Annotated in this window: 9 protein-coding genes and 1 riboswitch; of the genes, 2 read left to right on the top strand and 7 right to left on the bottom strand. The window is 56.3% G+C overall.

The annotated features are described in order from the left end of the window. From thiC to ACW8F6_RS10595, 5 genes are all read right to left on the bottom strand, one after another. Entirely contained in the window at positions 1 to 1,845 is a 1,845-nt protein-coding gene (gene thiC, locus ACW8F6_RS10615) for a phosphomethylpyrimidine synthase ThiC (protein WP_491575840.1), read from the bottom strand. Positions 1,846 to 1,927: 82 nt separating this feature from the next. Further along, positions 1,928 to 2,043, bottom strand: a riboswitch (TPP riboswitch). A 158-nt stretch (positions 2,044 to 2,201) separates the two neighbouring features. Beyond that, positions 2,202 to 2,684, bottom strand: a complete 483-nt coding sequence (locus ACW8F6_RS10610) for an Lrp/AsnC family transcriptional regulator (RefSeq protein WP_290264912.1) — start codon at positions 2,682 to 2,684, stop codon at positions 2,202 to 2,204. 326 nt (positions 2,685 to 3,010) lie between these two features. Next, positions 3,011 to 3,709 (bottom strand): PEP-CTERM sorting domain-containing protein, encoded by a 699-nt coding sequence (locus ACW8F6_RS10605; RefSeq protein WP_491575839.1) that lies wholly within the window; start codon positions 3,707 to 3,709, stop codon positions 3,011 to 3,013. Between the two features lie 252 nt (positions 3,710 to 3,961). After that, complete coding sequence (locus ACW8F6_RS10600; protein WP_491575838.1) at positions 3,962 to 5,365, bottom strand: PepSY domain-containing protein; 1,404 nt, start codon at positions 5,363 to 5,365, stop codon at positions 3,962 to 3,964. A gap of 81 nt (positions 5,366 to 5,446) precedes the next feature. Continuing rightward, positions 5,447 to 7,555, bottom strand: a complete 2,109-nt coding sequence (locus ACW8F6_RS10595) for a TonB-dependent receptor (protein ID WP_491575837.1) — start codon at positions 7,553 to 7,555, stop codon at positions 5,447 to 5,449. Between the two features lie 421 nt (positions 7,556 to 7,976). On the opposite strand from ACW8F6_RS10595, the gene ACW8F6_RS10590 reads away from it, so the two are divergent. After that, positions 7,977 to 8,267 (top strand): YciI family protein, encoded by a 291-nt coding sequence (locus ACW8F6_RS10590; protein WP_491575836.1) that lies wholly within the window; start codon positions 7,977 to 7,979, stop codon positions 8,265 to 8,267. A 271-nt stretch (positions 8,268 to 8,538) separates the two neighbouring features. Further along, entirely contained in the window at positions 8,539 to 9,498 is a 960-nt protein-coding gene (locus tag ACW8F6_RS10585) for a D-2-hydroxyacid dehydrogenase (RefSeq protein ID WP_491575835.1), read from the top strand. Between the two features lie 3 nt (positions 9,499 to 9,501). Here ACW8F6_RS10585 and ACW8F6_RS10580 read toward each other — a convergent pair whose 3' ends face one another. Together ACW8F6_RS10580 and putA are read right to left on the bottom strand one after the other, a co-directional pair. Next, the gene (locus ACW8F6_RS10580; RefSeq protein ID WP_491575834.1) at positions 9,502 to 9,996 is read right to left on the bottom strand and encodes a GNAT family N-acetyltransferase; all 495 of its coding nucleotides are present in this window, start codon (positions 9,994 to 9,996) and stop codon (positions 9,502 to 9,504) included. 135 nt (positions 9,997 to 10,131) lie between these two features. Next, positions 10,132 to 13,296, bottom strand: a complete 3,165-nt coding sequence (gene putA / locus ACW8F6_RS10575; protein WP_491575833.1) for a bifunctional proline dehydrogenase/L-glutamate gamma-semialdehyde dehydrogenase PutA — start codon at positions 13,294 to 13,296, stop codon at positions 10,132 to 10,134. Positions 13,297 to 13,435 lie beyond the last annotated feature (139 nt).

The raw sequence follows: 13,435 nt of genomic DNA, 5'->3' as shown, positions 1-13,435 counted from the left end.
TTAGGCTTCCTGGTAGAGGGCACTGCCCGACTGGCGAAATTCGCGCGCCTTGGCTTCCATGCCCGATTCCGCCTCTTGCGCGGCGGCGTAGTCGCGCACCTCTTGGGTGATTTTCATGGAGCAGAATTTGGGCCCGCACATGGAGCAGAAATGCGCCAGCTTGTGGCCCTCTTTGGGCAGGGTTTCGTCGTGATAGGCGCGCGCTGTATCTGGGTCCAGGCTCAGGTTGAATTGATCGTCCCAGCGGAACTCAAAGCGCGCCTTGGAGAGCGCGTTGTCGCGCACCTGGGCACCGGGCATACCCTTGGCCAGGTCGCCCGCGTGGGCGGCGATTTTGTAGGCGATGATGCCCTGTTTCACGTCGTCGCGGTTGGGCAGCCCCAGGTGTTCTTTGGGGGTGACGTAGCAGAGCATGGCGCAGCCCATCCAGCCGATCATGGCGGCGCCAATGCCAGAGGAGAAGTGATCGTAGCCTGGGCTGATGTCGGTAATCAGCGGGCCCAGGGTATAAAAAGGCGCGCCGCCGCAGTGCTTGAGCTGTTCGGTCATATTTTCTTGCACCAGGTGCATGGGTACGTGACCGGGGCCTTCAATCATGGTTTGCACGTCGTGCTGCCAGGCAATTTGGGTGAGCTCGCCCAGGGTGCGCAGCTCGGCAAATTGCGCCTCGTCGTTGGCGTCTTGCAGGCACCCGGGGCGCAGGCCATCGCCCAGTGAGAAAGACACGTCGTAGCGCTTCATGATTTCGCAGATGTCTTCAAAGTGGGTGTAGAGGAAGTTTTCCTGGTGGTGGGCCAGGCACCATTTGGCCATGATGGAGCCGCCGCGCGAGACAATGCCAGTCAGGCGTTTGGCGGTCATGGGAATGTAGCGCAGCAACACGCCGGCGTGAATGGTGAAATAGCTGACGCCTTGCTCGGCCTGTTCGATCAGTGTTTCTTTAAATATATCCCAGCTCAGGTCCTCGGCTACGCCGCCCACTTTTTCGAGCGCCTGGTAAATGGGTACCGTGCCAATGGGCACGGGCGAGTTGCGGATAATCCACTCGCGGGTTTCGTGGATGTGCTGGCCGGTGGAGAGGTCCATCACCGTATCTGCCCCCCAGCGGGTGGCCCACACCAGTTTTTCCACTTCTTCTTCGATGGAGGAGGTCACCGCTGAGTTGCCGATGTTGGCATTAATTTTTATGTGGAAGTTGCGGCCGATAATCATCGGCTCCAACTCGGGATGATTGATATTGGCGGGAATAATAGCCCGGCCCTCGGCCACTTCGCTGCGCACAAATTCAGGCGTAATTTCGCCGGCAATATTCGCGCCCCACGCCTGACCGGGGTGCTGGTGACCGTACACGGGTTTGTCTGCCTGCTCGGCGCGCGCCATGTTTTCGCGCAGGGCGATGTACTCCATCTCGGGGGTAATAATGCCCTGCCGCGCGTAGTGCATTTGCGTCACATTGGCGCCGGCTTTGCCAATGCGCGGTTGGTGTTGTCCATTAAAGCGAAAGTTTTCCAGGGCGATATTTTGTGCGCGCTGGCGGCTGTAGGGTGCGCTGGGTTCGCGCAACAGCTGGGTGTCGTTGCGCTCTTCAATCCAGTGTTGGCGCATTTTCGGCAGACCGGCGCTGACATCGATATTGGCCTTTGCATCTGTGTAGGGGCCGGAGGTGTCGTACACCCGCACTGGTGGGTTGTGTTCAATGCCGTCGTCTTTCAGGCGCGTATCGCTCAACGCAATTTCACGCACCGGCACGCGCAGATCTGGGCGGCTGCCCTGCAGATAGACTTTTTTGGAGCCCGTAAGTGGGCCGGTGGTAATGGCGTGGGGGTGATCGGTGGTTTTTGACATAACAGCATCCCTCAGTTGGTTTCTGCCTTTGGCAGGCGTTAACTTTCGGGGCTGCTACAACCACAACAACAAACGACGGACAGGTCGTTCATCACTTGATTCCTACGCAGGTCTTAACCTGATCAGGTGCAGCGGGTTCTTATGGCCAAAGCCCAAGTCTCAGCCCTTGCAATTAGCAGGGCACCCCGACAAGTGTGCGCGCAAGGTTAACCAGTTGCGGGTTGCGCTGCAAGATCATTGTTGCGGCTTTGCAGGCACTGACGTGCACGGCACGCTGTGTAGAAACCAAAAAGCGAGGCCGGTGCCTCGCTTTTTAGGTAAATCATTGGGCGGCCGGCGCCTGCCCGGGAGCCGCATCAGCGCGGCATGAATTCCAGTGGCAGCTCGGTTTTGTAGCGCACCTGCTTGATGGAAAAGCTGGATTTGATGTGGTCGATGCCGGGCACCTGGGTCAGCTTGTCGTCCAGAAAGCGTTGGTAAGTTTGCAGGTCGGGTACTACCACGCGAATCAGGTAGTCAAAATCACCGGTCATCAAGTAGCACTCCATTACTTCCTGCCACTCGTTAACGGTGTTTTCAAAGGTTTCCAGCTCGCTTTTCACCTGGTGGTTGAGCGTCACCTGAATAAACACGCTTACCGGTAAGCCTACTTTTGAGGGTTCCAGTAAGGTAACAGCCTGGCGAATAAAGCCTTCATCGCGCAGGTTTTTCACCCGGCGCGAGCAGGGCGAGGGCGACAGGCACACCTTGTCGGCCAGCTCGATGTTGGGAATGGTGGCGTTGCCCTGCAGAATGTCCAGGATTTTGCGGTCTGTGCTATCGGGAATGTAATTGGCCATAGTGCGACTTTTGATCGTTAGTTTTATGGGAAGCCCCTGGTTGTTGATCGGGCCTGGCTAATGTCCACCTGTTTGCGACAGGGTGATGTGCAAACGGGGTGAACACGGCCGTTATGCGGCCTCAAGCCACGATCCTCGGGTGCCAAGTGGCGGCAACTTTAGGGCTTTTTGAGAACGAAATAAAGCGTTCTTGGTAAAAATTTAGTACAAATTGGTCATTTTTTCACGGTTGGTGCAATAAATGACTAGTAAGTCTTTTGAGCGTGCATTTCTATAGACGAAAAAAAAGCAGCTTTCCGCTGCTTTTTTTTACACTTTTTTTAAGCTTATTTAGCGAAGCGTCTGCGCTGGGCCATCAAGCCGAGCAGGCCCAGGGCGATGAGCACCAGTGAGCCGGGTTCGGCCACATCCACAGTGGGGAGGTTGCTGCGATCATACCAGCCTTGATTGGCAAAGCCGTATTCGCTCAGCAGGCTTTCACCATCTTCGCCGCTGCTGTATTGAAAGTCAGAACCGGTGGATATGTGAAACCAAATGCCAATGCTCTCGTCGAATTGAATGCCCTTGTAGTCTGGGCTGCTGCTCCAGCTATTGATCACACTGGTGTCAATCGACAGGCTCAAGCTGTTGCGAGAGCTGGTAAAGCTGTCTTGCTGAAGGAAAATGCCCGGGGTTTTATAGCTATTGGCATTGTTGGCACCATTGTACACATAGGTGGTTAGCAGACCAGTTTCCATGTCGCCGTACATAATAGCCAACTCGTTTACATCGGAGCTCTTGGGGTTGGGGCCGTTATTTACCACCAACCAAAAGCCGTCGACGTCTGAGCCGGCACTGTTGAATCCTACATCCCAGGTAAAAGTGTGGTTTTCGTTGTCGTAGGTGGAGTGGATGCTATCCAGACGATCTGCCATGCCGCCGTTAGAGGCGTTGGTGTCTTCAAAGGTAAATACCGTTGCGCCGGCAAGTTGTGCTAGGGGGAGCAGGCACAAACCGGTGAGCAATTTGGCGAGAGAGGTTTTCATGTTCAATCCTTTGTAGTTGCGGAGCTGCACCTTGCGCGGCGGGACGCCATGCCTGCCTAGAAGGTGCTTATTGGTTCGTAGTGGGTGTCATCAGTTAATAAGCAGATTATGTGCCATTAAAAACCCTCTGTAATAACAGTGGGTTATGTGACTTGAGGCGACAGATTGTTAATAAATTCGACAGCGCCTATTCATGTAAGGGCTGTAGCTGCGCAAATGTTGGCCAAGTGTCGAATTATTTTGCAGGTGGGTTCAACTCCTGCGCTGCCAGTGGCGCCAAAGCCCCAGCAGGGTTGCGCTCAATAGGCAGAGCGCAGCTAGGCCCAGCAGGAAATCGCGCGGGCTTCTGCCCAGGGCATCCAAGTGGTGCCATTTATGCAGGTAGCCAAAGCTCATGCTCTCTGCGCGGCTGAGCGCGGTGGATGCCGATGCCAAGGTGCGCGTGTGAGGCTGAATGTAGAGGGTGGTGCCGGGTTGCCCCGAAGGCGTCTGCGTGCGAATAGCCACCACCGGCAGGCGTTTGTTGATAAAGCCGTAGTCGCTGGAAAAATGCTGCTGCAATGTGGCGGAGACGGGTTCGGCGCCCTTCAGCCAGTGTGGTGCAAGCGCTTTGGCCAGCGCGAGGGGGGCGTCGGCAATGGGCTTGCCCTCGGCTAGGTACAGAACGTCGCTGGGCGCGGCGGTAGAGCCGTGGTGTAGCGCCGGTGCGGGTGCGTCTGTGCGCACTCGCCAATAGCCGACATTGCCCGCCGCCACCCACTGCGCCTCAAGCCAGCCGTCGGGCAGTTGCACACTGGCGGGCGGCAGGCTGTTGGGTTGTCGTTGCCCCAATTGCGGATGGTCGCCACTCCACCATAGGTGGAACAGGCCACTGCCGCAAAAGCAGAGCAGCGCCAGTGCGCCCAGGCCGCCCAGATGCGCGTGAAGGCGGCGACTAGTCTGCCAGTGACGTTGGCGGCGAAACAGGCCCCGGCGCCAGCCGCGGCAGTAGAGCCAAAACCCCAGCAGGCCGACGGATATCACGAGTAACAGTGCCGCGGTCATGACCCACGGGCGGCTGGCGTCATGCGGCCACCAGTGCCACGTGTGCAGCGCGCGAAAAAGCGAACCCACGAGCGCTTTGGTGTTGTCGATCAGGGTTGCCAACGCGCCTTGCTGGGTATCCACGTACACGCGCAAACCGTCATCGCGGGCAAAGTCCACGCGCCACACGGGCAGCAGGCGATTGATAGGGAGATAGTCAGCGTCGAATTGCGTTACCTTGTGCAGCGCAGCAACAGCTGAATGTTGGTCGCCGGAAAAATGGCGTGCGAGCCAGATGGCGTATTCGCGCTCAAAGTCAGGCAGCGGCTGGTGGGTGTCGGCATCGAGAAAAGTCTGCTCGTCTAATTGAAGCAGGGTTATGGTGCGCCCGTCGCGAGTGTAGCCAAAGGCGCGCAGGCGATTAATCTCGCCGGCGCTAAGGCGCAGGCGCTGCAGATCCAAGGTTCGTGCTGCTTGCGCAGGTAAGGGCGCGCTGAAGGCGCTGGCGTTTGGCGAGAGGCGACTCAAAATGGGGTGCGCCAAGCCACTCAGGGCCCAACACACCATAAAAATGCCGGCCCATAATCCCAGGGTTGGGTGATGGCGATAGCACCAATGGGTAAAACGTTTCATGGAAAAACCGCCGTGCTGGCTGTTGTGGTGGTAAAAAATGCCGCCTGACGGCGGCCAAGTGTGACTGATCGAGCTTTGTGCTTAAAAGGTAAGGCGCAGGCCGCCCATTAATGTTCGCGGTCGCCCTGGGGTATAGGTGGGGCCCCACTTACTGGTTGACTCGGCATAACGGCGATCGGCGGCATTGAGTAAATTGGCGTACAGTGTCAGTTGCTGGTTGATCGAATAACTGGCGCGGAGATTGATCAGATCGTGGCCGGGGTAGGTGAGGGTATTGGCCTCGTCGATAAAGAATTCGCTTTGATGGTGCCACTCGGCTTCCAGACGGCCACCCTTCAGCCAGTGGGGCCGGTAGGTCAACCACACCTGCGCAAAGACTTCTGGCGCCATTACCTGCCGGTTGCCACTATAGTCGTTGTCGCCCTCTTGCCAGTTTGCGTAAACGTGTTTGGCGAAAGTGCCGGCGAAGCCCACCTGCCAGTATTCACTCACTGCAGTGGCTAGCGATAATTCGAGGCCTTGGTGGCGGGTAGCACCGGCATTGGTATTCCGGCGTGCGCCTGTGTGATCGGTGCTGCTCAAGATCTCATCAGAGAGCGTCATATGGTAGGCCGTTGCCTCCATGTTGAGCCAATCGTGTAGCAACCCGCGCAACCCTAACTCAAAACTATCGGCTTTTACCGGTTCCAGCGCGGTGGAGTCCTCTGTTCGGCCCGAGCGAAATAATTGTGATTCTGTGGCGATACGAAAGGCGTGCCGGTAAGCGGCATAGGCGTTTAGGTGTTCGCTGATATTCCACGTCAGGCCGAGCTTGGGGCTGGTGTGGGACTGATGAATACGCGTGTCGGCGGGTCGTTTGTGAAGCGCGTTGGGGCTATCTTCCGGTGCTAAGCGGGTGTGGTAGTCGTAGCTGACGTGATCATAGCGCAGCCCGGCGGACAGGCGCACGCTGGGTGTGAGTTGTGACTCCAGGTGGGCATAGGGCGCGAGAGCTGTGAAATCTACGCGATAATCGTACAGGGACTGGCGTTTTTCATAGCTGAGCCAGTAGTCGCCGGCATCGGTATCGGTGCGCACTATGTACGTTTGCAAGGTGTCACCGCGGCTGCGATCCGTGTCGATACCCGCAATCCAAAAGCCCGCTAAGTTTTGAAAATCCTGTTTGAATTTTGCGTTCAAGCCAAGTGAGTCGTGGCCGTTGGCATTGATGTGCGCGTCCTGCGAATCCAGTTGGCAGGGGGGATTCAGCCAGGGTTTGCAGGTTTCGCGCCCGGTATTGAGCGTCCAGGTGGCGAGGTATTCGAGCCGGTTGTGACGGGCAAAGGGCGTGACAGTGAGTTCCCCTGCGCCCAGTGGCGTGTGCCATTCGCTGCTCAGGCGCACGGCATCCACCTGGCGAAAACCGATTAAATTGCCGGCCTTGGCGGGATTGTTTTGGTAGTCCGTCGCTTGCAGGCCACTGCCACCGCTTTCGTTGTCTAGGATGCTGCCACTCAGTACCGTGTTAACAGAAAATCCTGCAACTTCCGTGGCCCAATTAAACACGCCGTTGATTTTTTCATAGCCGGTGTGTGCGCGCCAACCTGCACTATTGAGCCATTCTAGCGAGGTGCCCACGCTGCCACCTTGAGTCACCTGGGCACCTTTAAACTGGGCTCGTTTAAAATTATATTCGCCCGCCTCTAGCTGCAGGCGGGCAAAACTGACGTCGGCCGGTTGACCATTTAAAATATTGATCACGCCACCAATGGCGTCGCTGCCGTAGAGCGCAGATCCAGGCCCCTTAATAACTTCCGCGCCGTCGGCTTGTGCGGTATTTATTTCATAGAGTGCATTGTGATTAAAAAAAGCCGCAGAGCGGGTGGGCACATTATTCTCTAAGTAGAGGTACACGGGCCCGTAGGACAGCGGCTGCCGAATGGCCGCAGCGGCGCCGCTACCCGTGCTACCCAACTGCGCAATATTAACGCCGGCGATACGATTTAAACTGTCGGCGGCGTGTACTCCGTTTATCTCTGCCAGTGTCTCCGCCGACATGACGCCAATGCTGGCGGCAGTATCGGCCAGCCGCGCATCTTCCTGGGTGGCTGTCACGGTAATGGTTTCTAAAATAGATTCGGTGTGGTTTGCCGCATGTGTAGAAAGGCTAGCGGTCACAAGTAGCGGCAGTGCGCAGATAACGCGGGGCATGTGGCGTCCTTATTTTTATGGGTGCGATAATTTCTGCCGCAGTATAAAGTTGCAGGGCGCCGGGCAACATAGGACAAAATGTCGCACCTAGAGTTGAGGGAACATTGTCAGGTGGCGATACGCACGTGCCGCTTAGAAGGGTTTGCAGTTCTGGTCTTGGTTTGCACTTGACGTGTTGAAAAATGTTGGATTTACTGTTGTTGCGATGGCGTTATTGCTGAATGTACTGATGCTCGCTACCCGCAGGTGTGAGTTTGATTCGAGTGCTAAAGACTATTGATCAGTGCGTGTTGGACCAAAAAAAACAGGTGAAAAAGCAATTATTGTTTTATGATCCGGCTGCTCGATAACATTGGACTGAGTGTTTTTCAACTAGCCGTTTATGGGTTGGGTAGGCGTCAACCAAAAAGGAGTTTGGTATATGTTTATGGTTTTTTTAAAGTTTTCGAAAAAGAAAGCCCTCGCCGGTGAATTTATGGATGGCCATAATCAATGGATTAAGCGTGGTTTTAACGATGCGGTGTTTTTAACGGTGGGCAGTTTGCAGCCCAATCAGGGGGGCGCCATTCTTGCGCACAACACCACTCGGGCAGATTTACAGCTTAGATTGAATGAAGATCCTTTCGTCAAAGAAAATATTGTCACCTGTGAAATATTTGAAATATCGCCAAAAATGGCTGACGACCGATTAAACTTTCTATTGGCCGATTAGCTGCTTAAGTCGATTGACCTCTTAATGAAGTGCCGGTCCACGCTCGAATATCGACTTCTGAATTTCGTATTCTGATAGTTACCCTGATGTACGCCAATAATGGCATTCGCCGACCGTTGGATGCCACGGTATCCGGAATTACAGTAGATAATATGGGTTTTGGATTTTTAGTCGAGCGTGGGCGCGACATTGTGCGCGGTATTCTGGTTGGCACAAGCGGTTTCAACGGGTATTTTAAGCTTCTATTTACAAGCCGCCCACGGAACATTCTATGTCGCACTGCCTGATTGCCGCGCCGGATGCTCAAGCCATTGCCGAGGCGCTAGCGGCGCAGGGTTTTCCGCACCTGGCAGACGTACGCTTGGCGAGCTGCGCTAAAACCATCGCTGACAATGTCGAGCAGGCGAGGGTGATATTGGCAAAACCGGCACTGATTGCACCACATTTGGAACAGGCTACAAGTCTGCGTTGGCTGCAGTCTACCTATGCCGGTGTGGAAGCCCTGATGGCGCCCGGGCTGCGGCGCGATTACGTATTAACCGGTGTGAAGGGAATTTTTGGTCCGCTGATGCGGGAGTATGTCTTTGGTAAATTGCTGGAAATAAATCGGCATTTAAGCGATTACCATCGACAGCAAGCAAAACAGCTATGGCAACCGATACCCTACCGCAGTCTGGTGGGGCAAACGCTGGCAGTGGTGGGGCTGGGGTCTATTGGCGGCGACATTGCCCAGTCAGCACGGCATTTTGGAATGCGGGTGATTGGCGTCAATCGCAGCGGTCGGTCGGTGGCGGGTCTCGACGCCTGCTATCGTCTGGATCACGTGCTCGACGCATCGGGTGAGACAAACCTCTTGCAAGAAGTGGATGCTGTGGTGTTGGCATTGCCGTCAACGCCAGCCTTGACCCGTCGCATCGGCGAGACATTTTTTAATGGCTTAAAGCCTGGGGCAATATTGATTAATGTGGGGCGCGGCAGCTGTATTGATGAATCGGCATTAATGGTCGCTTTGCGCAGCGGCCAGCTGTCGGCGGCGGTATTGGACGTTTTTGAGCAGGAGCCACTGCCCGCGGGGCACCCTTTTTGGCGCACGCCCAATCTACACGTAACGCCGCACATTTCGGCGGTCACTTTTGCCCGCGATATAGCGCGCCTATTTGCCGACAATTACGCCCGCTATTTGGCCGACGAGCCGCTGCTGCACCGCATTGATTTTGAACGCGGCTACTGAGCCTTAGCCATTGCTCGGCGTGTAGCGCATGTCGATATGGTCAATGCCGTCTTCGTCGTATACCTCTGAAATGGGGTGAAAGCCCAGCGACTGGTAAAAATTGCGCAAATGATACTGCGCACCGATGGTGATAGGTTGCCCCGGGTAGTGATCTGCCATACGCGCCAGTGCCTCTTGCATCAGCGGTCGGCCTAGTTTTTGGTAGCGGCCTGCGCGGCTGGTCATCACTCGGCCGATGGACGCCTGCGGGTAGCTCACTCCGGGCGGCAGCAGCCGTGCGTAGGCCAGCAGCACTGGTGGTTCGCTGCTGGAATCTGCGTGGTCGTACGCGGATTGCCAGCCACACAGGTGCAGTGCGCACAGGTCTTTACCGTCCAATTCTTGGTAGGCGCAGGCCTGCTCAACCACAAATACGTCGCTGCGGGCTTGTAAAATCTGGTATAGCAGACGGGTTGTTAGCTGATCAAAACTCAGGCACTGCCATTGAATGTCGCGCATGGGCGCACCTCCTGTTCGAGCGGGGAATCAGCCTACCATTGGCGTGGGTGTGGTGCGAGTAGCGCTGCGGGATTTGTCGCGTAGCCCATGAAAAAAGGCGACCCGAAGGCCGCCTGTTGCCGAATGAATAGGCTGTTACAGTTGGCGTACCGGCATCGGGGGTTCGTCGCTGCCGGCGACACTGAACAAGGCAATGTTGCCACCGGTGGCCGATACATTGTTGGTGTAAGTGCGCTCTGTGGCAAATCGGCGCACGTACAAGGGGCCGCCGGCTTTGGGGCCAGTTCCCGACAAGCCCTGGCCGCCAAAGGGGTTCACACCGACGACGGCGCCCACCATGTTGCGGTTGATATAAGTATTGCCGACGCGGGCCTCGCGGAACACTTTTTTGGCGGTTGCCTCTACCCGTGAATGCACTCCCAAGGTGAGCCCGTAACCGCTGTTGTTTATTTGAGCGATGACTTTATCCAACTCGCCTGTTTTGTAGCGAATCACGTGCAAGATGGGGCCAAAAACTTCGCGTTCTAACTGCGCAAGTTCTTTGAGCTCAACAATTTGCGGGCCAAAGAAAGAGCCTTCTGTGGGTACTTTTTCTTGCGGATAGCGATACAGCACCTTGGCTTCTTTTTCCATGCGCGCCATATGCTCGGTGAGCAGTTTCAGCGCGTCTTCGTCGATCACCGGCCCCATATCGGTATTGAGTTCCCAGGGGTTGCCCAGGCGCAGTTCATCGCAGGCGCCGGTTAGCAATTCGAGCGTGCGGTCGGCAATGTCATTCTGCAAAAACAACACGCGCAGGGCCGAGCAGCGCTGGCCGGCACTTAAAAAGGCCGAGGTGATCACATCGTCCACCAGCTGTTCTGGCAGTGCGGAGGAACACGCAATCATGGCATTCAGGCCACCGGTTTCCGCAATGAAGGGCACGATGGGACCGGGCTTTTGCGCAAGTTGCAGGTTAATAATACGCGCTGTTTCGGTGGAGCCCGTGAACGCCACGCCGCCAATGCGTGGATCGCTCAGCAGGTGCTTGCCAATGGCGGCGCCGTCGCCCACAAGCAAGTGCAGCACTTCCAACGGTACGCCCGCTTGGTGCATAAGATTGACGGTAAAGGCGGCCACCAGGGGTGTTTGCTCGGCGGGTTTTGCCAGCACGCAATTGCCCGCCACTAGCGCCGCGGCCACCTGGCCCACAAAAATTGCCAGCGGGAAATTCCATGGGCTGATACACACAAATACGCCGCGGCCGTGCAATGACAGCTCGTTCACTTCGCCTGTGGGGCCAGTGAGTGCGCTAGGCACCACAAAATGCTGGCGGGCGCTGGCGGCGTAGTAATGGCAAAAATCGATAGCTTCGCGCACTTCGCTAATGCCGTCGTTGAGCGTGCGGCCGGCTTCGCGGCTGATCAGGCTGATGAGCTCGGCGTAATTGGCTTCAATGAGCTCGCCCACCTTGTCCAAAATTAATGCGCGTCGCTCGCCGCCCAGGGCATTCCACGCCGCTTGCGCGGCGCAGGCGCTGGTGAGCGCGGCATCTATGCAGGCCTGATCGGCGTCGCGCACTTCGCCTACCACGATGCTGGTGTTGGCCGGGCTGACTAGTTGGTGGGTGTGGCTGCCCATGGCCTTGCCGTTCACAATGGAGGTGGCTTCGTATTGTTTTTCAACCAACAGGTTGGTTTTTTCCAGCAGCCAGTTGCTGTGTTCAATGTGTTCTAAGTTGAACCCGGGCGCGTTAGAGCGCGGCATTTCACTTTGGGTGAACAGTTGTGCCGGCACGGGAATCGCCGGGTGGCGGTAAGGGTTAAAACTGGCCACCTTGAGGGCGATGTCGGGCACCAGCCACTCTGCCGGCGTGTCGTCGTCCATGAACCGGTTCACGAACGATGAGTTGGCGCCGTTTTCCAGCAGGCGGCGCACCAGGTAGGGCAGCAAATCTTTGTGGGCGCCAATGGGCGCGTAGACGCGCACGGCGGTACCTGGGTGTGCGGCTTGCACCTGCTCAAACATCAACTGCCCCATGCCGTGCAGGCGCTGAAACTCAAAGGCCTGCCCGGGTTTCACCAGCTGGGTAATGGTGGCTACAGTGTGCGCGTTGTGGGTGGCGAACTGCGGGAAAATCGCATCGGGCGCGTTCAATAAAATACGCGCGCACACCTGGTAGCTCAAATCGGAATTGGCTTTGCGGGTGTACACCGGGTAATCGCTGAGGCCCAGTTCTTGAGCGTGTTTGATTTCGGTATCCCAGTAGGCGCCCTTCACCAGGCGCACCATGAAGTTGCGGTGGGTCTCGCGGGCCAGCGCGATCAGCCAGTGGGCAATGTGCGGTGCGCGTTTTTGATAGGCCTGGAGTACGAAGCCCAGGCCGTCCCAGCCGGCGAGGTCCGGATCGCGCGCCAGGGCGGCGAAGATATCCAGCGACAGGTCGAGCCGCTCGGCCTCTTCGGCGTCGATATTAAAGCCCATGTGCGCGGCTTTGGCCTGCAGCGCCAGAGTTTTTATGCGCGGCAGCAGCTCGCTGAACACGCGGTCGCTCTGGCTGTATTGGTAGCGGGCGTGCAGGGCAGAAATTTTAATGGAGATGCCGTCGGCATCGATCACATTGTCGGCTTTGTTGTGCTTGGCAATACTGGCGATTGCCTGTTGGTAATCGTCGAAGTAACGATTGGCATCTTTTTGCGTGCGAGCGCCTTCGCCGAGCATGTCAAATGAAAAGCGCGTGGCGGCGGTTTGGCTGCTGCCGCGCTTAATGCCCTCTTTGATGGAGCGCCCCAGCACATACTGGCCGCCCATGATTTTCATGGCCTGCAGCATGGCGGTGCGCACCATGGGCTCACCCATACGGCCCACCAGGCCTTTGAACCAGTGGGTGGTTTGGCCGGTAATTTCGTTGTCCAGACGGATGACTTTACCGGTTAGCATCAGGCCCCAGGTTGAGGCGTTCACAAACAGGGAGTCGGACTGGCCTTTGTGGTCTTTCCAATTGCCGCTGGCGACTTTTTCCGCGATCAGTTTATCGGCGGTTTCGCCATCGGGAATGCGCAGCAGTGCCTCGGCCAGACACATAAGGGCGATACCCTCGCGGTTAGACAGACCGAACTCTTCAAGAAATGCATCCAGTGTGCCGCGCTTACTGCGCTGGTTGCGCGATTGCATCACCAGTTCACGACCAAAACTTAAAATGCCTTCACGGGTCTGGGCCGGAAGATCGGCCTGGGCCAGCAATTCCCGCACGCACTGATCTTCGTCGGCGTAGGTGTACAGGCGCGCTTTATCGCGCAGGGCTTCAAGGGTGTGATTCATGTGTGTCATTCCAAAAAAGTGGTCACAGTGACCAATTGTTGATATAGCATATGTCTCGCATTATCTGGATCATTTAAGAGTATTTGTCTCCAATTTTTGCTTATTAGCAGTATATAATTCTGATATTGGTCAACTTTAT

The sequence above is a fragment of the Simiduia sp. genome (assembly GCF_058345725.1).
This window is presented reverse-complemented; position numbering and strand designations above follow the sequence as displayed.